This is a genomic window from Micromonospora sp. DT227 (assembly GCF_049841835.1).
GTDB lineage: Bacteria > Actinomycetota > Actinomycetes > Mycobacteriales > Micromonosporaceae > Micromonospora.
This window is the reverse complement of sequence record NZ_JBNCLA010000001.1, coordinates 295103-312998: the sequence shown is the minus strand read 5'-3', so window position 1 is coordinate 312998 and position 17896 is coordinate 295103. Positions and strand designations below refer to the sequence as shown.

Below are 17896 nucleotides of genomic sequence, written 5' to 3'. Positions count from 1 at the left end.
CGCCTCCGGTAGAGGCGGGGGCCCCGCTTAACAACTACCCGTCAGTGCGCGCCCGCGCCGGTGAGCGAGCGCACCTCCAGCTCCGCGTACTTGTCGTCGTCGCGCTCCTTGGACAGGACCGTGCCGAGCCAGCCGCACAGGAAGCCGAACGGGATGGAGAGGATGCCCGGGTTCGACAGCGGGAACCAGTGCCAGTCGTGGTCGGGGAACATCGCCGTCGGCGCGCCGGAGACGACCGGGGAGAAGAAGACCAGCAGCACGGCGGCGAGCAGGCCGCCGTAGATCGACCAGACCGCGCCCGAGGTGTTGAACCGCTTCCAGAACAGGCTGTAGAGGATCGCCGGCAGGTTGCCGGAGGCGGCCACCGCGAACGCCAACGCGACCAGGAACGCCACGTTGAGGTTCTGCGCGAAGATCGACAGTACGATCGAGACCGCGCCGATCACCAGCGCGGAGATCCGGGCGACGTTCACCTCCTGCCGCTCCGACGTCTGCCCGTTCTTCACCACGTTGGCGTAGAAGTCGTGCGCCAGGCTGGACGACGACGCCAGCGTCAACCCGGCCACCACCGCGAGGATCGTGGCGAACGCGACCGCCGCGATGATCGCCAGCAGTGTCGCGCCGCCCAGGTTCCCGCCGAAGAAGTCCGCGCCGAGCGCCTCGGCGAGCTGCGGTGCGGCCGTGTTGCCGGCCTTGTCCTGGGCGGTGATCGCCTGCCCGCCGACGATCGCCGCCGCGCCGAAGCCGAGCGCCAGGGTGAGCAGGTAGAACGCGCCGATGATGCCGATCGCCCAGAGCACGCTCTTGCGGGCCGCCCGCGCGGTCGGCACGGTGTAGAAGCGGATCAGGATGTGCGGCAGGCCGGCCGTGCCGAGCACCAGCGCGATGCCCAGCGAGAGCAGGTCCATCTTGCTGTAGAACGTCTTCAGCGCGTCGCCGGGCGTCTCCACGCCGTAACGCAGCCCGGGTTCCAGGAACGCCGCGCCCTTGCCGGAGGCGTCGGCCGCGTCACCCAGCAGCGAGGACAGGTTGAACTTGTACTTCGCGAGCACCAGCAGCGTCATCACCAGCGCGCCGGTCATCAGCAGGAACGCCTTGACGATCTGGACGTACGTGGTGCCCTTCATGCCGCCGACCGTGACGTAGATGATCATCAGCGCGCCGACCAGCACGATGGTGGCCACCTTGGCGGTGTCCGCGTCCATGCCGAGGAACGTGGTGCCCGGCTTGATGCCGAGCAGCAGCGCCACCAGCGCGCCCGCGCCGACCATCTGGGCCAGCAGATAGAAGATCGACACGGTGATGGTGGAGACCGCCGCCGCGGTCCGGACCGGCCGTTGCCGCATCCGGAACGCCAGCACGTCCGCCATCGTGTACCGGCCGGAGTTGCGCAGCAGTTCGGCGACGAGCAGCAGCGCCACCAGCCAGGCGACCAGGAAGCCGATCGAGTACAGGAAGCCGTCGTAGCCGTAGAGCGCGATGATGCCGGCGATGCCCAGGAAGGACGCGGCGGACATGTAGTCGCCGCCGATCGCCATGCCGTTCTGGAAGCCGGAGAAGGAGCGCCCACCGGCGTAGAAGTCGGTGGCGGTCTTGGTCTGCCGGCTGGCCCAGACCGTGATCGCCAACGTGATCGCCACGAAGATCAGGAACAGTGTGATGGTGAGGTTCCGGGCGGTGGTGCTGCCCGCCTCAGCCGCGAGGACCGTGTTCATGGTTCACCTCCCCCATCTCGGCGCGGATCCGGTCGGCGACCGGGTCGATCCGCCGGTTGGCGTACCGCGAGTAGAGCCAGGCGATGACGAACGTCGAGACGAACTGGAGCAGGCCGAAGACCAGGGCGACGTTGATGTTGCCGACCAGCTTCGTGCCCATGAATCCCCGCGCGTACGCGGAGAGGATGACGTAGAGCGCGTACCACAGGAAGAACGCGACGGTCATCGGGAAGACGAAGCCGCGCAGCGCGCGCCGCAACCCGGCGAACTCGTCCGACCGTTGGACGGCTAGGTACCGTTCCGCCGTCGACTCGGAGGGTGCGGACGCGGGTGTGTCCGTGGACATCTGTGGATCACCACCTTCGCAGGCGTGGGGGATTTTCCGGGCACGCTAGAGAGCGCGCCTCCCGGCGCGAAAGGCTCAGCCTGGTCCCGGGCGACGGCTGCGCCGAACGGCGCCCCCGCTGCGCCCAGTGACCCAGATCACTCCGCTAACCGGTCGGATCCGGGTCGACCGTGAACCCGGACGGAACCCGGCCCGTCGTGGAGGGCACCTTCGGAAGGAGTGCCATGCCAGCGACGAGAGGGCACCTCTACCTGCCCTATGGCGACGACAGCAGCATCCAGGTCGACTACGTGCACAGTGGCCAGGACGCCAGCCGGACGACCGTGCTGGTGCCGTTCGCGGTGGACGACGCCTGGCGCGCGCGGATCGAGGAGGCGGTCCGGGCGAATCACCCCGGGCGCACGGACATCCAGATCAGCAACGCGGCGACCGGCGAGGTCAGGTACGTCGGCCGGCAGCCGACCGAGTCGACCCCCTCCCCGGAACCGGATCAGGTGGTGCGCCCCACCCCGGAGCAGAACAACGACCGCGCCCGGAACATCGTCGGCAACTATCTGACCGGCAGCGACATGTACACCGACGAGCACCGTTCGGCGCTGGCGGACGACAGCCGGGTGCACCACCCCGGCTACAGCGAGTTCGTGTCGCAGGTGGCGGCCAACGACGCCGGCGCGCCCGGGCAGGCGTTCGGGCGGGCCGCGCACGTGGAGGGCATCACCACCCGGGGGCCGGTCGGGGAACGCGACACCTACCTCAACCCGAACAACCACACCGTGTTCGCGCAGGCCCACGAGAACTTCCACCGCATCGAGCACCCCAGCCTCCAGGCGCCGGGCAGCCGTCTCACCGACTCCACCGTGGAGGGGATGACGGAATACATGACGCAGTCCGCGGCCGGGCTGGACTTCCGGACGGCGGGCCAGCCGGGGCAGCGCGGCTTCACCTATCGGGAGGAGACCCGGACCGTCCGCGACGCGGTACGCGACGGTGGGTACACGAACCAGGACGTCCAGCGTGCCTACCTGCGGGGCAGCGAGAGCCCGACGGAACGGATCGCGCAGGTCCAGAACGGGAACACGGCCGCGATCGCCCGGATGACCTCCACCGATGACGCGGGCCGGGCCGGTCCCCCGAGCGTCCGTCCGCCGAGCGGTGGCGCGTCCGGCCCGTCCACCAGCCAGCAGCGCGGCGGCGGGCTCGCCAAGTAGCCCGGTCGGGAACCTCCGGGCCGCTCGTGCCGGAGGTTCCCGACCTAGTCGGTCAGCTCCCGGTAGCGGCCCCGGTAGTGCAGCAGGGGAGCACTCTCGCCGGGGAGGTCGACCGCCTCGATGGTGGCCTCGACCAGCAGACCCCAGCCGTACTCGCGGGCCTTGTCGAGCCGGCAGCCGGCCCACCCACCGGCGTCCGCCGGCACCGGCCCGTACGGCGTCTCGGTCCAGGCGTCCAGCGCGAACAGGCCGCCGGGCGACGGGAAGAGGCCGGCGAAGCGGTCCGCGAGCTGCCGGTGGCGCGGGCCCAGCGGCGCGACCGCGAACCGCCCGGCATCCTCGACCGCCGCCCACAGCTCCGACTCCGCGTCGACCAGGCCGAGCAGCCGGTCCGGCTCCCCTTCCGCGATCAGCGTGGAGGAGACGGTGAGCCCGGCCGGGCCGGGCGCGGTCCAGAGCGTCACCGGGGCGGCCAGCCGGCCACGCAGCCGGCGTGCCGGCGAGCGCTGCCCGGCCGGCACGGCGAACGGGTCGGTGTGGTGGATCTCGGCACCCGGTTGCTCATGATTCACGTGAAACATTGTGCCGCCCCGGGCCCGCGCCCAGCCGAGGAAGCGCCCGTACCGGTCCGTGGCGTCGCTGAGCTGCTCGCCCACCTCCACCGGGCGCCGCTCGACTGATCCGCCTACCCTCCGGGGCATGGCTCTCGTACCCCCGCAGAAGCTCGCCCAGGACCGCGTCATCACCGCCGAGGCCATCGTCGGCGGTCAGGTCGACCTGCGCGCCTACCCGCACCGGCACCTGATGGTCATCGCCCGGCACAAATGGGGCAGCAGCGGCTTCCCGCCGTTGATGGAGGCGGTCGAGCACCTGTCGAACTACGGCTGGGAACTGGTCAACGTGCTCAGCGTCGGCGACGGTCACCACGTCTACGCCGCGATGCGCCGCACCGTGTAACGCCTCCTTCCGGCGACGGTCCACGGCCGGAACAAGGCACTGGTTTTTTCCGTCATGACTCTGGGTCATATTTATGACTCACGGTCATAGCGCGAAAAAGTAGATTGCCGCCGAAGCGCCGAAGCGCCGAAGCGCCGAAGCGCCGAAGCGCCGAAGCGCCGAAGCTAGGACGGCAGCATGCGGCGGGCGGCGGCCAGCACCTCGGGGTCGGCGCAGCCGGCCGCGTACCCGGCGATCCGGCGGCGGATGTCCCGGCCGAGCAGCCACCCGCCGATCCGCTCGGCCACCGGGCGCAGGAACGCCGGCCGGCACCGGAAGTTGTACCGCCAGGTGGCGACCGTGGTGCCCGGCTCCGGGCCGGGCGCGAAGCGCCAGCCGCCGCCGAAGCGTTCGAAGAACCACGGTCCACGGACCATTTTCATGCCCACGTTGGTCGGCGGCGCCCAGGAGACGTATTCGCTGACCATGGTCAACCCGTGCCGGGAGCGGGTGAACGTGCGCACGCCCCGGCCGGGGCGGGTCGCGCCGTCGACGAAGTGCTGCTCGCGGACGAACGGGTCCCACCGGTAACGCACCGGTGCGACGGTCTGGGAGACCGCGAACGCCAGCTCCGGCGGGACCGGCACGGTGACGACCGCCTCGACGACCGGCATCAGCGCCTCGGCGTGACCGAGGCCAGCAGCTCCGGCTGCCGGCGGTCCAACGCGTCCCCGGCCAGGTACGCGCCGAGCAGCGCCGCGCCCGTCCCGTACGCCAGGCCGGCCGGCAGCGCCAGCCAGAGCCAGACGTCGCCGAGCAGCCCGGCGGCCACCACGAACGGGATCGCCGCCGCCGCCGAGGACACCATCGACAGCAGCGTGAACAGGCTCTTCGCGATGCCCGCGCCGGTGTTCATGGCGAACGGGTTGCTGGTCTCCGGCAGCGAGTACGCGCCGAGCACCGAGATGAACCCGTTGATCGCCAGCCCACAGCCGTACGCGGCGAACAGCCCGCCGGCCATCACCCCGAGCCATTCCGGCCGCCCCAGCACGACGCCCAGCACCACCGCGACGACCAGCAGGATCGGCACCACGTAGAGCGAGAACGCCGTCATCCGGGCCCGCAGCTCCACCCGACCCGGCACGCCGGCGACCACGTTCGCCGCGTACGCGCTGCCGTCGAAGCCGAACTGGTTGGCCAGCGTCACCGAGGCGAGCACCCCGACGAAGACCATGGAGATGCTGACCAGCACCGGGGAGGAGTTGGCGCTGGCCTCGCCGAACGCGGCCCCGCCCTCGACCGCGAGCGACGCGCCACCCAGGTTGACCATCACCGGCACGAACACGCCCACCACGGCGATCGTGATCAGGTTGGCCCGCCGTCGGGCGTCCCGCCACCAGTAGCGGCACTCCCGGGCCACCAGCGCGCCGAACCGGTCCCGCCGGGCCCAGCCGACCGCGCGCGGGAAGAGCTGCGCGATCGCGCCGCCGACCACGCCGCGCGGGGCCCGCGCCGGCCCGGCGCTCGCCGCGCCGACCATCGCCGACTCCAACGACCGCGACCACCAGAGCAGGAGTACGCCGACCGTCGCGGCGGTGATCAGCAGCTTCACCACGGCCGCGAGGGCCCGGCCCTCGGCCACGTCGATGCCGGCCGTCCAGGGCGCGCCGAACGGCGTCCAGCCGACCACCCGGGCCACCCCGGTCAGCCGGTCCCAGTCGGCGCTGCGCACCGCGGCCAGCACCAGCAGCTGCAACGGCCCGAGCAGCGCGGCCAGCACCGCGAGCAGCACGGCCGCCAGGTCACGGACCCGGCGGGACCGCAGCATGGTGGCGAACGCGCTGGTCACCGCACGGGCCCCGGCCACGCAGACCAGCAGCCCGGCGACCACGCCGACGGCCTCCACCAGCGCGGCCGACCAGCCACCCAGCGCGCCCGCGGTGATCACCAGCCCGGCCACCGTGATCAGGGTGGCCAGCGCCGGCACGCTGACCAGCGCGGCGGCGAGCAGGCCGGTGACCAGGGTCCGGCGGGAGAGCGGCAGCAGCGCGAACCGGGCCGGGTCCAGCGTCTCGTCCACGCCGAAGAAGACAAGCGGCAGCAGCAGCCAGCCGAGCGTCAGCACGCCGCCGCCGAACGCGGCGGCCAGCAACGCGTACCGGGGTTCGTCGGCCAGGCCGGGCGCGGCCAGCAGGAAGAACCCGGTCGCGGCGAACCAGAGCGCGAACAGCACACCCAGCACGAACAGCGCGATCCGCCACGCCTGGCCACGGAAGTTGTTGCCGAGCACCCGCAGCTTCAGCCGGACGAAGTGCCGGGGCGAGACGGCCCGCGCCGGGGGCTCGACGGCGGTCACCGGGACAGCCACGACAGCTCCTCGCCGGTCGCGGTCCGGCCGCCGACGACCTCGACGAAGACGTCCTCCAGCGACCGGTCGCCGCGCACCTCGGTCAGCGTGCCGACCCGCTTGATCGTGCCGTCGGCCAGGATCGCCACGTGCGAGCAGAGCCGCTCGACCACCTCCATCACGTGGCTGGAGAAGACCACCGTGCCGCCACCGGTCACGTACCGGTGCAGGATGTCCCGGATCAGCGCCGCCGAGACCGGGTCGACCGCCTCGAACGGCTCGTCGAGGACCAGCAGGCGCGGGCCGTGCAGCAGCGCGCAGGCCAGGCCGATCTTCTTCTTCATGCCGGCCGAGTAGTCGACCACCAGCGTGCGGCCGGCGTCGCCGAGCGCCAGCACGTCGAGCAGCTCCGCCGCCCGCTGGTCGACCACCGCCGGGTCCATGCCGCGCAGCAGACCGTGGTACGCCAGCAGCTCCGCCCCGCTCAGCCGGTCGAAGAGGCGTACGCCGTCCGGCATCACGCCGAGCAGGCTCTTCGCGCGGACCGGGTCGGCCCAGACGTCATACCCGAGGACGCGGGCCTCACCGGCGTCGGGCCGCAGCAGGCCGACGGCCATGGACAGGGTGGTGGTCTTGCCGGCCCCGTTCGGGCCGAGCAGGCCGTAGAACGAGCCGGTCGGCACGGCCAGGTCGACCCCGGCCACCGCGACCTTCGTGTCGAAGCGCTTGGCCAGGCCACGGAGGTGCAGGGCCGGGTGCTGATCGGTCATGGTCCGACGGTAGCCCGCCCCGGCCAGCGCCTGCTCGGGCCGAAGGACGATCTTTCCGTCATACCTGAGAGGTACGCGCCTACAGGCGCAGTGACTCCGGCGTGTGCAGGCGGAGCATGGTGGTGCCGACGTCGCGGGGCAGGCGTCGCCGGCTGGCCATGGAGACCACCACCATCACCGTGAACGCCAGCGGCACCGTCCACGCCGCCGGCTGGGTGGTGAGCGTCGCCGGCCAGCCGGTCAGCGGCGGGCCCAGCACGGTGACCAGCACCGCACCGATCGCCGCGCCGCCGCCCACCAGCACCCCGGCGGCGGCGCCCAGGTCGGTCAGGCCGCGCCACCAGATGCCGAGCACCAGCAGCGGACAGAAGCTCGACGCGGCGACCGCGAACGCCAGCCCCACCACCTGCGACACGTCCAGCCCGGAGACGTTCAACGCGAGCACCGCCGGCACCGCGCCGGCGATCACCGTGGCGAGCCGGAAACCGCGTACCGAGCCGCGGCCCAGCACGTCCGTGGAGATCACCCCGGCGACGCTGGTGAGCAGCCCGGACGAGGTGGAGAGGAACGCCGCGAACGCGCCGGCGGCGACCAGTGCGGCGAGCAGCCGGCCGGTGACACCGTCGCCGAGCGCCGCGCCGGGCAGCAGCACCACCACCGCGTCGGTCTGACCGCTGACCAGCAGTTGCGGCGTGTAGATCCGGCCCAGCACGCCGTAGATCGTGGGCAGCAGGTAGAAGACGCCGACCAGGGCCAGCACCACGAGTGTGGTGCGCCGGGCGGCGGCGCCGTCCGGGTTGGTGTAGAAGCGCACCAGCACGTGCGGCAACCCCATGGTGCCCAGGAACGTGGCCAGGATCAGCGAGTACGTGGCGAACAGGCTGCGGTCGTCGTCGCCGGCGGTGTCCGGCAGCAGCCAGTCGGTGGCGGCGATCGCGGCGCCGGACACCTCCGGCACCGGGTCACCGGCGGCGAAGTCGAGGCGGTCGCCGGGGCGTACCTCCCGCACGTCGCCGTCGGGCAGGGTGAGCGTCGCGCGGTGCTCGACCACCACGGTGGTCGCGGTCCGGAACGCCGGCCCGTCGGGTGGCGTCACCGCCGGGCGGGCGTCGGCCTGCCACTGCAGCGCCAGGAAGATCGCCGGTACGGCGAGCGCGGTCAACTTGAGCCAGTATTGAAAAGCCTGCACGAACGTGATCGCCCGCATGCCGCCCAGCGCCACGTTCGCGGTCACCACCACGGCCACCAGCAGCGCCCCGACCGGGTACGGCGAACCGGTCAGCGTGGCCAACGTCAGCCCGGCGCCCTGCAACTGCGGCACCAGGTAGAGCCAACCGATGAAGATCACGAAGACGGTGGCGATCGTCCGGAGCCGACGCGACCCGAGCCGCACCTCGCAGAAGTCCGGCAGCGTGAACGCGCCGGAGCGGCGCAGCGGGGCGGCCACGAACAGCAGCAGCGCCAGGTAGCCGGCGGCGAATCCGACCGGGTACCAGAGCACGTCCACGCCGTACTTGAGGATCAGCCCGGCCACGCCCAGGAAGCTGGCCGCCGACAGGTACTCCCCGCCGATCGCGGCGGCGTTCCAGGTCGGGCTGACCGCCCGGGACGCGACCAGGAAGTCGGACGTGGTGCGGGCCAGCCGCAGGCCGTAGAAGCCGATGCCGACGGTGACCAGGGTGACCGCCACGATCGCGGGGACCACGTACCCGTTGGCCATCAGCGCTCCGGCCGCTGGACCAGGTCGACGAAGTCCTGCTCGTTGCGTTCCGCCAGCCGCACGTACGCCCAGCCGACCACGATCAGGAACGGGAACGCGGCCACCCCGAGCAGCACCCACGGCAGGTTCACGCCGAGCACGGTGACCCGCCCGACCGACGGCGCGATGGCGAACAGCCACGGCAGGCCGCCCAGCCCGATCACCACCAGCAGGCTGAGCCGCAGCGCCAGCGAGAGCTGGGCGCGCATCAGGCCCTGCACCAGCGTCTCGCCGACCCGGGTCTGCTGGGTCAGCTCGGAGCGGGTGCGGTCGGCGCGGCTGCCGGTCCGGGAGACCTCGGCCAGCACGACCCGGGTCCGCTGCGGCACGCGCGGGCCGGGGACCGGGGCCGCCGCGACGGGCTGCCCCGCCGGCTGCTGGTCGTCGGCTGCGGTCATCCCCGGCAGTCTCGCCCGATCAGCGCGAATGTCAAGCGCAGCGTGGACGGCCCTGTGTACAACCTGTGGATAACGCCGCACACCTGTGGACAACCCGGTGGACGAGCGCGGAATCGTTGTGGACGACGGGACCGGAACAGCAGCGCGGGGCCGGCCCGACGGACCGGCCCCGCACGTGCCGGATCAGCTCGTCGGGACCACCAGGTCGGCGGTGAGCGTGCCGGTGGCCGGCACCACGAACAGGCCGAGCTTGCGGGTGCCGTCCGGCCCGGTCACCAGATAGCGGCCGGAGTAGTCCTGGCCGGCGAACGACACGTCGTAGGTGACGTAGACGCGCTGGCGGCCGGTGACCTGGAGCGTGTAGCGGCCGTCGGACATCCAGCCGGAGCCGGCGACGTCGCCGGTGTCGGCGCTGCGGGCGACCACCCAGCCGTTGGTGAACGACGCGCCGTCCTGGTTGGTGAACGTGCCGGTCACCGTGCTGCCCGCACGCATGGCGGTGTCGAGGGTCGCGGTGCCCCCGGCGGTCACCGGCACCGGCGTGGCGGTGTAGCGGCTGACCGCGTCACCGGACCAGTGGACGGCGTACGGGTGACCGCTGAACACCACCGGCCAGTCGTACGGGCCGAGCCGGTCGAGCGTGTAGCGGCCCTGCTCGTCGGTGCTGGCGTCGTTGACGCCGACACCGGGGTGACCGGTCAGCACCGAGACGTCGACCGAGTTCGCCGGCTTGCCGCTGGCCGCGTCGGTGACCGTGCCGGTGATCCGGCCGGCCGGGTCGAGCCGGACCTGCGGCCCGGCGGTCACCGTGCCGACCGTCGCGGTGACGGTGGCGGCCTGCCGCTCGTCACCGGTGCCGCCGTCGGCGCCGACCCACTGCCGACCGTAGGGGGCGTCGCCCGGGTCGGCGAAGAGCCGGTAGGTGCCACCGGCCAGCGGACCCACCCGGATCCGTCCGGCCTGGTCGCTGCAGTTCCCGTGCCCGTCCACCAGCCCGGCCTGCTTGGGCAGGAACGCGTCGAGGCAGACGTCGGCCACCGGCCGCCCGGTGGCCCGGTCGACGATGGTGCTGGTGATGAGCGCGCCCGGAAGCAGCTTCGGGGCGACCTCGGTGGTCTGGCCGGCCAGCACCCGTACGGTGAGGCGGCGGTCGAAGTGCAGGCGGTCCGCCGTGTAGACGTAGATCTCGTGCCGGCCCTGCGGCAGGCCGGTGAGGGTGACGGCCCCGGTGCCCCGGCTGCACGTCTCCGCCGACTCGACGCAGAAGTCGGCCACCGGGGCGCCGGTGACCGAGTCGACGGCGCGGACCCGCACGGAGCCGGTGCCGAGCAGCGCGTCGGCGATCCGGGTCCGCTGGCCGCCGCGTACCACCACGAGGTTCGCGTCGGTGTAGTCGAGCTTGCCCCGGTAGTACTGCGTCCGGTCGTCGGTCTCGAAACGCACCTTGTAGGAGCCGGCCAGCAGCGCCGGGACGGTGAAGGTGCCGTCGGCAGCGGTCTCGGCGTCGACCCCGCCGTACATGTTGGCGGTATTGACCGCGACCCGGGCGGAGGCGAGCGGCGCGCCGGCCGCGGTGGTGAACGTGCCGGTGAGGCTGCCGGTGGGCAGCACCGTCTCGTTGACCACGGTCTCCTGGTCGGCGGTCACCCGGTAGCGGCCGGCGTCGACCTCGTCGAGCTTCCCGGGGACGTACTGGGTCTGGTAGGAGCCCTCGATCGGCCGGAAGGAGAGGGTGTAGTCGCCGGGCGTCGCGGCGATCCGGAAGCGCCCGTCCTCGTCGGTGGACCCGTAGGCGTTCGCGGAGTTGTCGGGCCGGTCGGCGTAGATGCTGAGCCAGGCGACGGGTGCGCCACCGGCGTCGGTGATCCGTCCGGTGAGCAGGCCGGTGGCCCGGAGCTGGTCGTCGGCGGTGGCGGTCTCGCCGCTGCCGACCGTCACCGGGTCGGCGTCCCAGATCACGGCCTGCTGCCGGTAGTACTGCGCCGGCTGGTCGACCGGGTGGAAGCCGACGAGGTAGCGCCCCGCGTCCAGCCCGCCGACCGACCAGCGGCCGTCGCTGTCGGTGGTGGTCCAGCCGGCCGTGGCGTAGCTGTCGGCGTCGAACACCTCGACCTGGGCGTCGGCCGCGCCGGCGCCGGAGCTGGTGGTCAGCCGTCCGCTGACCGTGCTGGTCTCCGCGGCCTGCGCCGGGGCTGACCCGGGCAGGACGAGGAAACCGGCGACGACGGCCGCGGTGGCGGCACGACGTGCGAAGGAAAAACGCATCTGCGTCCCAACGTGAGGATGGTGGGGCGACCCCGCGCAGGCTCCGCCCACACCGCCCCCCGCGCCCCGTCCGGGATCGGCCCGGCCAGGATAGGTACGCGGTGCGACACCCGTCGATCAGCCGTACCGGCGGAATCGACTGTGGAGTCAGCGGTTCCAGTCCTGCTTGGCGGCGCGGACCAGCTTGTCCTTCAGCTCCCGGGTGTGCCGGCGGCTCACCGGCAGCTCCGTCCCGTCGACCACCACCACGTAACCGGAGTTGACCAGCCGCAGCTCGGCGATGAGCCGCAACTGCACCAGGTACGACCGGTGGACGCGGACGAACCCCGCGTCGGCCCAGCGCTCCGCCAGCGTGGCCAGCGACACCCGGACCAGGTGCGAGCCCTCCGCGGTGTGCAGCCGGGCGTAGTCGCCCTGCGCCTCCACCCAGCGCACCGCCGAGCGGGGCAGCATCCGGGTGGTGCCGGCCAACTCGACCGGGATCGTCGGGTCCTCCTCCGCCCGGGCCAGCGCCGCCGGATGCGACGGCACCACCCGCGAGCCGATCACCCGGCGCAGCGACTCGGCCAGCCGCTCGGCCCGGACCGGCTTGCGTACGTAGTCGGTGGCGCCCAGGTCGAACGCGTCCACCGCGCCGTCGTCGTACGCGGTGACGAAGACGATCGCCGGTGGCCGGGCGAACCGGCGCAGCACCCGGGCCAGCTCCATGCCGTCCAGCCCCGGCATCCGGATGTCGAGGAACACCACGTCCACGTCGTCGTCGCGGAGCACCCGCAGCGCCTCGGTGGCGTCGCCGGCGGTGTGCAGCCGGGCCACCCGGGGATCGGTGCGCAGGTGGTAGGCCAGCTCGTCGAGGGCCGGCGGCTCGTCGTCCACGGCCAGCACGCGGAGGAACCCGGTGCCGGTCGCGGTCATGACGAGACCCGGACGCCGGGGTGGAACTTCGGCACCCGCATGCTGACCTTCGTACCCGAGCCCAGGCCGGTCTCGACGACCAGGCCGAAGCGGTCCCCGAAGGCCGACCGCAGCCGCTCGTCGACGTTGGAGAGGCCGACGTGCTGCCCCGGGTCGTCGGCCGGGTCGCTGCCGCCGCCGGACACCTCGGCGATGCCCGCCGTCAGCGTGGTCGGATCCATCCCCACTCCGTCGTCCTCCACCGTGATGTGACATTCGGCGCCCGCGTCCCGGGCCTCGATGCTCACCATGCCGGTGCCCGGCTTGCGGGACAAGCCGTGGCGCACCGCGTTCTCGACCAGCGGCTGGAGGCAGAGGAACGGCAGCGTCACCGGCAGCACCTCCGGGGCGATCTGGAGGCGCACCTGGAGCCGCTCGCCGAACCGGGCCCGCTCGATGGTCAGGTAGCGGTCGATCGAGCGCAGCTCCTCGGCCAACGTGGTGAACTCGCCGTGCGAGCGGAACGAGTACCTGGTGAACTCGGCGAACTCCAGGATCAGCTCCCGGGCCCGGTCCGGGTCGGTCCGCACGAACGAGCCGATCGCGGTGAGCGCGTTGTAGATGAAGTGCGGGCTGATCTGGGCGCGCAGCGCGCGTACCTCGGCCCGGGCCAGCCGTTCCCGCGACGAGTCCAGCTCGGCCAGGGCGAGCTGGTCACCGGCCCAGTGCGCGGTCTCCAGCGTGGCCTGCACCAGGCCCGGCGCCGGCCGCTCGTCGGCCACCGCCACCAGCGCGCCGACCACCCGGCCGTCCGCGCTCAGCGGCGCCACCACCGCGCCGCGTACCGGGCAGTCGACCAGGTCGCAGCGCAGCTCCGACTCGCGCAGCACGGTGGAGCGCCCGCTGTCGACCACCCGCCGGGCCGCCGCGACCAGTTGGTCGCCGTGGTGCGCGCCGCGCCCGTCGACGGCCAGCAGCATCTCGCGGTCGGTCAGCGCCAGGCCGGCGGCGCCCACCAGGGCGCGCAGATGGCGTACGGCCTTCGCCGCGCCCGCCGCGCTCAGGCCGGCGCGCAGCGGCTCGGCGGCCAGGCCGGCGGTGTGCAGCACCTCGTACGTGGCCCGCTGGGTCGCGGTGGCGATGCCCCGTCGGGCGCGTAACCGCAGCACCGCCCAGAGCGCCGCGGCCAACGCGGTGACCAGCGAGACGACGGCGAAGACGGCCGAGAGGTTGCCACCCACCCCGGGAACGTTAGTACGCGCCCTTGCGGGCCAGCACCACTCCGACGGTCCGCCACAGGATGCTCAGGTCGTACGCCAGCGACCAGTTGTCGACGTAGTAGAGGTCGAGCCGGACCGCCTCGTCCCAGGACAGGTCGGAGCGGCCGGACACCTGCCACAGCCCGGTCATGCCCGGCCGGACCAGCAGCCGGCGTCGCACGTCGCCCAGGAAGTCGCCGTCGTCGGCGGGCAGCGGACGCGGGCCGACCAGCGACATCTCGCCCCAGAGCACGTTGATCAACTGGGGCAGCTCGTCCAGCGACGAGGCCCGCAGGAAGCGGCCCACCGGGAAGACCCGGGGATCCTGCTTCATCTTGAACAGCATGCCGTCGGTCTCGTTCTGGTCGACCAGGCCGGCCAGTCGCTCCTCCGCGTCCACGTACATGGTGCGGAACTTCCACACCCGGAACGTGCGCCCCTCGTGCCCCACCCGGGGCTGCCGGAAGAACACCGGGCCGGGGTCGGAGATGCGGATGGCGAGCGCGACCGCGGCGAAGAGCGGGGCGAGCACCAGCAGGCCCAGCCCGGACGCGACCCGGTCCATCAGGCTCTTGAGCAGCAGCGCCGGCCCGGAGAGGGTCGGCTCCTCGACGTGCAGCAGCGGCAGGCCCTCGATCGGGCGGATGTGCACCCGGGGGCCGGCGATGTCGGTGAGCTGGGGCGCGACCACCAGGTCGACGCCGGAGCCCTCCAACTGCCAGGCCAGCCGGCGCAGCTCACCCGGCTCGGCGGTGGCCGAGCCGCAGACCGCGATGGTGTCGCCGCCGACCTCCCGCACCAGGGCCAGCACGTCGCGGCCGGCGTACACCGGCACCGGCGTCTCCAGGCCCCGGGCGGCGGCGTACCCGTCGGTGAGGTGGATGGCGACCGGCACCAGGCCGACGCCGGGGTTGCGGGTGACCGTGGTGTAGACCTCCAGGCACTCCGGCAGCGTGCCGACCAGCACCATCCGGTGCCCGGCCTGACCGACCCGGCGGCGCAACGCGTGCAGACCGGCCCGGGCGATCATCCGGCCGAGCAGGATCAGCAGCAGCGCGCCGAGCAGCGCGAAGCCGACCGTCCACCGGGACAGTGACGTCACCGTGGCGAAGGCCAGGAACGAAACGGTGGCGGCAACGGCCACACCGGAGCGGATGACGCGCTTGAACTCGTCCGGACCGAGGCCCAGGTAGCGCCGGTCGTACGCCCGGTTTCCCCACAGGATGAGCAGCCAGCCGAGCGGCAGCAGCAGGAACGCGACGGTGTAGAACCACACCTGAGGGGAGTTCTTGAAGCCGGAGTCGGCCTGCTCGAAGATCTGCACGGCCAGGAAGCTGGCCAGCGCCGCGGCGCCGAAGTCGGCCAGCAGCAGGACCGCGATGTAGGGACGGTGCCAGCGGGAGACCCGGCGGCGGGCGCGAGCCCATCCCGACCGGGGTACGCCGTTGTGCGACGGCGGTGTCGGCGGCTGGATCTCAAAGCTGTCGACGTGCCGCACGCTCTTGCTCCGGCCTGTGTCGGTTACCGGGCGCTGGAGGCTTGTCGTCACCTCAACCCATGTCCTCCCGCATGACCCGAACCTCACTCGCCGTGAGGACGCGGGTCGCTCACCGTTCCAGTCTCCCACGTTGACCGTGGCGATCTGGCCGGCTCCGAGTCAGTTGTGAAGCCGGGGACCGAGCCACTATACCGATGGATGACGGCTCGGGTAGAGCCACCGTTCGGGACCTTCCGCGATCCCCGGTCGATTCCGCTCAGTAACCACCGGGTGTGGTTACTCACCGTACGAGTCGCGACAACCTTCGGTCAGCCAGCGGCTTGCCGCCGGTCTGACAGGTGGGGCAGTACTGGAGGCTGGAGTCGGCGAACGAGACTTCACGCACCGTGTCCCCACAGACCGGACAGGGCAGCCCTTTCCGGGCGTGCACCTTGAGGCCCGAGCGCTTCTCCCCCTTCAGCTCCGCGGCCCGCTGGCCCATCGACCGCCGGACCGCGTCGCCCAGCACCGTCCGGGTCGCCGCGTGCAGGCCGGCGAGCTGGTCGTCGGTGAGCCGGTCGGTGATCGCGAACGGGGAGAGCCGCGCCGCGTGCAGGATCTCGTCCGAGTACGCGTTGCCCACGCCGGCCAGCACCGACTGGTCGGTCAGCACGCCCTTGACCTGCCCCCGGCGGCTGCGCAGCCGCTCGACGAACGTGGGCAGGTCGGCCGCCAGCGCGTCCGGCCCCAGCTTCGCCACGCCCGGCACCTGGGCCGGGTCGGTGACCAGGTAGGCGGCCAGCTTCTTCTGGGTGCCGGCCTCGGTCAGGTCGAAGCCGGAGCCGTCGTCGAGGCGTACCCGCACCGCGATCGGGCCCTTGCCGGGCCGCAGCGGGGTCGCCGACGGAAACGCCTCCCGGTAGTGCAGCCAGCCCGCCCGGGCCAGGTGGATCACCAGGTGCAGATCCTCGTCGAACCGGACGTCCAGGAACTTCCCGTGCCGGCCCGCGCCGGTGACCGTCCGACCGGCGACCGCGCTGGGCGGCGGATCGTACGTCTTCAGCGCGTTGATCGAGGCCACCTCGAACCGCTCGACCCGCCGGCCCACCGCCCGCTCACGCAGGTATCCGGCGAGCGCTTCCACCTCCGGTAGTTCAGGCACGGGACAACGGTAGCCTTCTTTCCCGTGAGAATCGTGGTGGCGCACAACCGGTACCGGGAAGCTCAGCCGTCCGGCGAGAACACCATCGTCGACGCGGAGATCGCCCAGCTCACCGCTGCCGGCGTGGAGGTGCTGCCGTTCCTGCGCAGCTCCGACGAGATTCCGTCGATGTCGAAGCCGGCCAAGGCGCTGCTGCCGATCTCGCCGATCTGGGCCCCGAAGGCCCAGCACGACCTGGACCGCCTGCTCGTCGAGCACCGAGCGGACGTGCTGCACCTGCACAACCCGTACCCGCTGCTCTCGCCCTGGGTGGTGCGGACCGCGCACAAGCGCGGCGTGCCGGTGGTGCAGACGGTGCACAACTACCGGCAGGTCTGCTCCTCCGGTCTCTACTTCCGCGACGGCGTGATCTGCCAGGACTGCCGCGGTCGCGCGCTGGGCGTGCCGGCGATCGTGCACCGCTGCTACCGCGACTCCCGGGCGCAGAGCGCGCTGATGGCCACCACGCTGGCCGTGCACCGTCCGACCTGGCGGTCGGTGGACCGGTTCATCGCGCTGACCACGGCGGTCGCCGACCACCTGCGGGACTACGGCATCCCGGACGAGCGGATCGTGGTCAAGCCCAACGCGGTGCCCGACCCGGGCCCGCCGGCGCCGGTGGGGGACGGCTTCCTGTTCATGGGCCGGCTCAGCCCGGAGAAGGGCCTGGACCTGCTGCTCGCGGCGTGGCGGCGACACCCGGTGGGCGCGCTCGGCCCGCTGCGCATCGCCGGTGACGGCGAGTTGCGCCCGCTGGCCGAGGCGGCCGCCGCCGAGCGGCCCGACGTGCGCTACCTGGGCCAGCTCGACCGCCAGGGGGTACGCGCCGCGCTGGCCGACAGCGCCGTGGTGCTGGCCACCTCGACCTGGCACGACGTGCTGCCCACCGTGATCATCGAGGCGCTGGCGGCCGGTCGGCCGGTGCTCGGAACCGCGCTCGGCGGCATCCCGTACCTGGTCGGCGCGGACACCCCCCGCGAGCCGGCCGGCACCGGGCCGGCCGAGGTGGCGACCGCCGCGCCCGGGGAAGGGCACGTCCCGTTGCCGACCGGGGTGCAGCGGGGCGAGGCCGGCTGGGTGGTGGCGCCCGAGGCCGACGCGTTGGCCGCCGCGCTGCCGCTGGCCGCCGCGGAGGCGCGCGCCCTGGCCGGCGCGGCCCGCACCCGCTACGAGCGCACGTTCCACCCCGACGTGATCACCAAGCGCCTGATCGACGTCTACGCCTCCCTGTCCTGACCCGCTCCCTCCCGCCGCCTCTTTCCCGGCCCACCCGACCGACGCGGCGCGGGAAGTGTCGGGTGATCGGGGCCGGTGCCACCAC

The 17896-nt window shown here is 72.7% G+C and carries 16 protein-coding genes; 3 read left to right on the top strand and 13 right to left on the bottom strand.

The features are described 5' to 3' along the window. Positions 1–41 precede the first annotated feature (41 nt). A complete protein-coding gene (locus ACLQ2W_RS01595) occupies positions 42–1715 on the bottom strand; it encodes a solute symporter family protein (protein WP_425784959.1) in 1674 nt (557 codons plus the stop codon). After that, positions 1693–2061, bottom strand: a complete 369-nt coding sequence (locus ACLQ2W_RS01590) for a DUF485 domain-containing protein (RefSeq protein ID WP_425784958.1) — start codon at positions 2059–2061, stop codon at positions 1693–1695. Before ACLQ2W_RS01590 ends, ACLQ2W_RS01595 begins: the two co-directional genes overlap by 23 nt. Positions 2062–2285: 224 nt before the next feature. On the opposite strand from ACLQ2W_RS01590, the gene ACLQ2W_RS01585 reads away from it, so the two are divergent. After that, the gene (locus ACLQ2W_RS01585) at positions 2286–3269 is read left to right on the top strand and encodes a hypothetical protein (protein WP_425784957.1); all 984 of its coding nucleotides are present in this window, start codon (positions 2286–2288) and stop codon (positions 3267–3269) included. Between the two features lie 44 nt (positions 3270–3313). On the opposite strand, the gene ACLQ2W_RS01580 is transcribed toward ACLQ2W_RS01585, so the two are convergent. Next, on the bottom strand, positions 3314–3970 hold the full coding sequence (locus tag ACLQ2W_RS01580; protein ID WP_425784956.1) for a flavin reductase family protein: 657 nt from the start codon (positions 3968–3970) through the stop codon (positions 3314–3316). On the opposite strand from ACLQ2W_RS01580, the gene ACLQ2W_RS01575 reads away from it, so the two are divergent. Continuing rightward, positions 3969–4226, top strand: coding sequence for a hypothetical protein (locus ACLQ2W_RS01575; protein ID WP_281934068.1), 258 nt, complete (start codon positions 3969–3971; stop codon positions 4224–4226). The two genes, ACLQ2W_RS01580 and ACLQ2W_RS01575, sit on opposite strands and share 2 nt — an antisense overlap. 164 nt (positions 4227–4390) lie before the next feature. On the opposite strand, the gene ACLQ2W_RS01570 is transcribed toward ACLQ2W_RS01575, so the two are convergent. The 10 genes from ACLQ2W_RS01570 to ACLQ2W_RS01525 form a co-directional block, all read right to left on the bottom strand. Then, complete coding sequence (locus ACLQ2W_RS01570; protein WP_425784955.1) at positions 4391–4879, bottom strand: SRPBCC family protein; 489 nt, start codon at positions 4877–4879, stop codon at positions 4391–4393. After that, positions 4879–6573, bottom strand: coding sequence for an ABC transporter permease (locus ACLQ2W_RS01565; RefSeq protein WP_425784954.1), 1695 nt, complete (start codon positions 6571–6573; stop codon positions 4879–4881). The genes ACLQ2W_RS01570 and ACLQ2W_RS01565 overlap by 1 nt, the downstream gene beginning before the upstream one ends. Then, complete coding sequence (locus ACLQ2W_RS01560; RefSeq protein WP_107156465.1) at positions 6558–7322, bottom strand: ABC transporter ATP-binding protein; 765 nt, start codon at positions 7320–7322, stop codon at positions 6558–6560. Before ACLQ2W_RS01560 ends, ACLQ2W_RS01565 begins: the two co-directional genes overlap by 16 nt. A gap of 79 nt (positions 7323–7401) precedes the next feature. After that, entirely contained in the window at positions 7402–9042 is a 1641-nt protein-coding gene (locus ACLQ2W_RS01555; protein WP_357298594.1) for a cation acetate symporter, read from the bottom strand. Then, on the bottom strand, positions 9042–9479 hold the full coding sequence (locus ACLQ2W_RS01550) for a hypothetical protein (protein WP_107156467.1): 438 nt from the start codon (positions 9477–9479) through the stop codon (positions 9042–9044). The genes ACLQ2W_RS01555 and ACLQ2W_RS01550 overlap by 1 nt, the downstream gene beginning before the upstream one ends. Before the next feature lie 183 nt (positions 9480–9662). Further along, positions 9663–11744: a carboxypeptidase regulatory-like domain-containing protein gene (locus ACLQ2W_RS01545; protein WP_425784953.1), complete on the bottom strand. Its 2082-nt coding sequence runs from the start codon at positions 11742–11744 to the stop codon at positions 9663–9665. A gap of 147 nt (positions 11745–11891) precedes the next feature. After that, positions 11892–12659 (bottom strand): LytR/AlgR family response regulator transcription factor, encoded by a 768-nt coding sequence (locus ACLQ2W_RS01540; protein WP_281934080.1) that lies wholly within the window; start codon positions 12657–12659, stop codon positions 11892–11894. Next, positions 12656–13879 (bottom strand): sensor histidine kinase, encoded by a 1224-nt coding sequence (locus ACLQ2W_RS01535; RefSeq protein WP_425784952.1) that lies wholly within the window; start codon positions 13877–13879, stop codon positions 12656–12658. The genes ACLQ2W_RS01540 and ACLQ2W_RS01535 overlap by 4 nt, the downstream gene beginning before the upstream one ends. Before the next feature lie 10 nt (positions 13880–13889). Continuing rightward, on the bottom strand, positions 13890–15395 hold the full coding sequence (locus tag ACLQ2W_RS01530) for a sugar transferase (protein ID WP_281934084.1): 1506 nt from the start codon (positions 15393–15395) through the stop codon (positions 13890–13892). A 280-nt stretch (positions 15396–15675) separates the two neighbouring features. Continuing rightward, positions 15676–16536 (bottom strand): Fpg/Nei family DNA glycosylase, encoded by an 861-nt coding sequence (locus tag ACLQ2W_RS01525; protein ID WP_107156473.1) that lies wholly within the window; start codon positions 16534–16536, stop codon positions 15676–15678. A 24-nt stretch (positions 16537–16560) separates the two neighbouring features. Here ACLQ2W_RS01525 and ACLQ2W_RS01520 point away from each other — a divergent pair, with 24 nt between their 5' ends. Continuing rightward, the gene (locus ACLQ2W_RS01520; protein WP_425784951.1) at positions 16561–17811 is read left to right on the top strand and encodes a glycosyltransferase family 4 protein; all 1251 of its coding nucleotides are present in this window, start codon (positions 16561–16563) and stop codon (positions 17809–17811) included. Positions 17812–17896 lie beyond the last annotated feature (85 nt).

What these genes read in the sequence shown, in the direction of transcription:
- ACLQ2W_RS01595 (WP_425784959.1), bottom strand. Translation starts at nt 1,715, where the DNA reads ATGAACACGGTCCTCGCGGCTGAGGCGGGCAGCACCACCGCCCGGAAC.
- ACLQ2W_RS01590 (WP_425784958.1), bottom strand. Translation starts at nt 2,061, where the DNA reads ATGTCCACGGACACACCCGCGTCCGCACCCTCCGAGTCGACGGCGGAA.
- ACLQ2W_RS01585 (WP_425784957.1), top strand. Translation starts at nt 2,286, where the DNA reads ATGCCAGCGACGAGAGGGCACCTCTACCTGCCCTATGGCGACGACAGC.
- ACLQ2W_RS01575 (WP_281934068.1), top strand. Translation starts at nt 3,969, where the DNA reads ATGGCTCTCGTACCCCCGCAGAAGCTCGCCCAGGACCGCGTCATCACC.
- ACLQ2W_RS01580 (WP_425784956.1), bottom strand. Translation starts at nt 3,970, where the DNA reads ATGCCCCGGAGGGTAGGCGGATCAGTCGAGCGGCGCCCGGTGGAGGTG.
- ACLQ2W_RS01570 (WP_425784955.1), bottom strand. Translation starts at nt 4,879, where the DNA reads ATGCCGGTCGTCGAGGCGGTCGTCACCGTGCCGGTCCCGCCGGAGCTG.
- ACLQ2W_RS01560 (WP_107156465.1), bottom strand. Translation starts at nt 7,322, where the DNA reads ATGACCGATCAGCACCCGGCCCTGCACCTCCGTGGCCTGGCCAAGCGC.
- ACLQ2W_RS01555 (WP_357298594.1), bottom strand. Translation starts at nt 9,042, where the DNA reads ATGGCCAACGGGTACGTGGTCCCCGCGATCGTGGCGGTCACCCTGGTC.
- ACLQ2W_RS01550 (WP_107156467.1), bottom strand. Translation starts at nt 9,479, where the DNA reads ATGACCGCAGCCGACGACCAGCAGCCGGCGGGGCAGCCCGTCGCGGCG.
- ACLQ2W_RS01545 (WP_425784953.1), bottom strand. Translation starts at nt 11,744, where the DNA reads ATGCGTTTTTCCTTCGCACGTCGTGCCGCCACCGCGGCCGTCGTCGCC.
- ACLQ2W_RS01540 (WP_281934080.1), bottom strand. Translation starts at nt 12,659, where the DNA reads ATGACCGCGACCGGCACCGGGTTCCTCCGCGTGCTGGCCGTGGACGAC.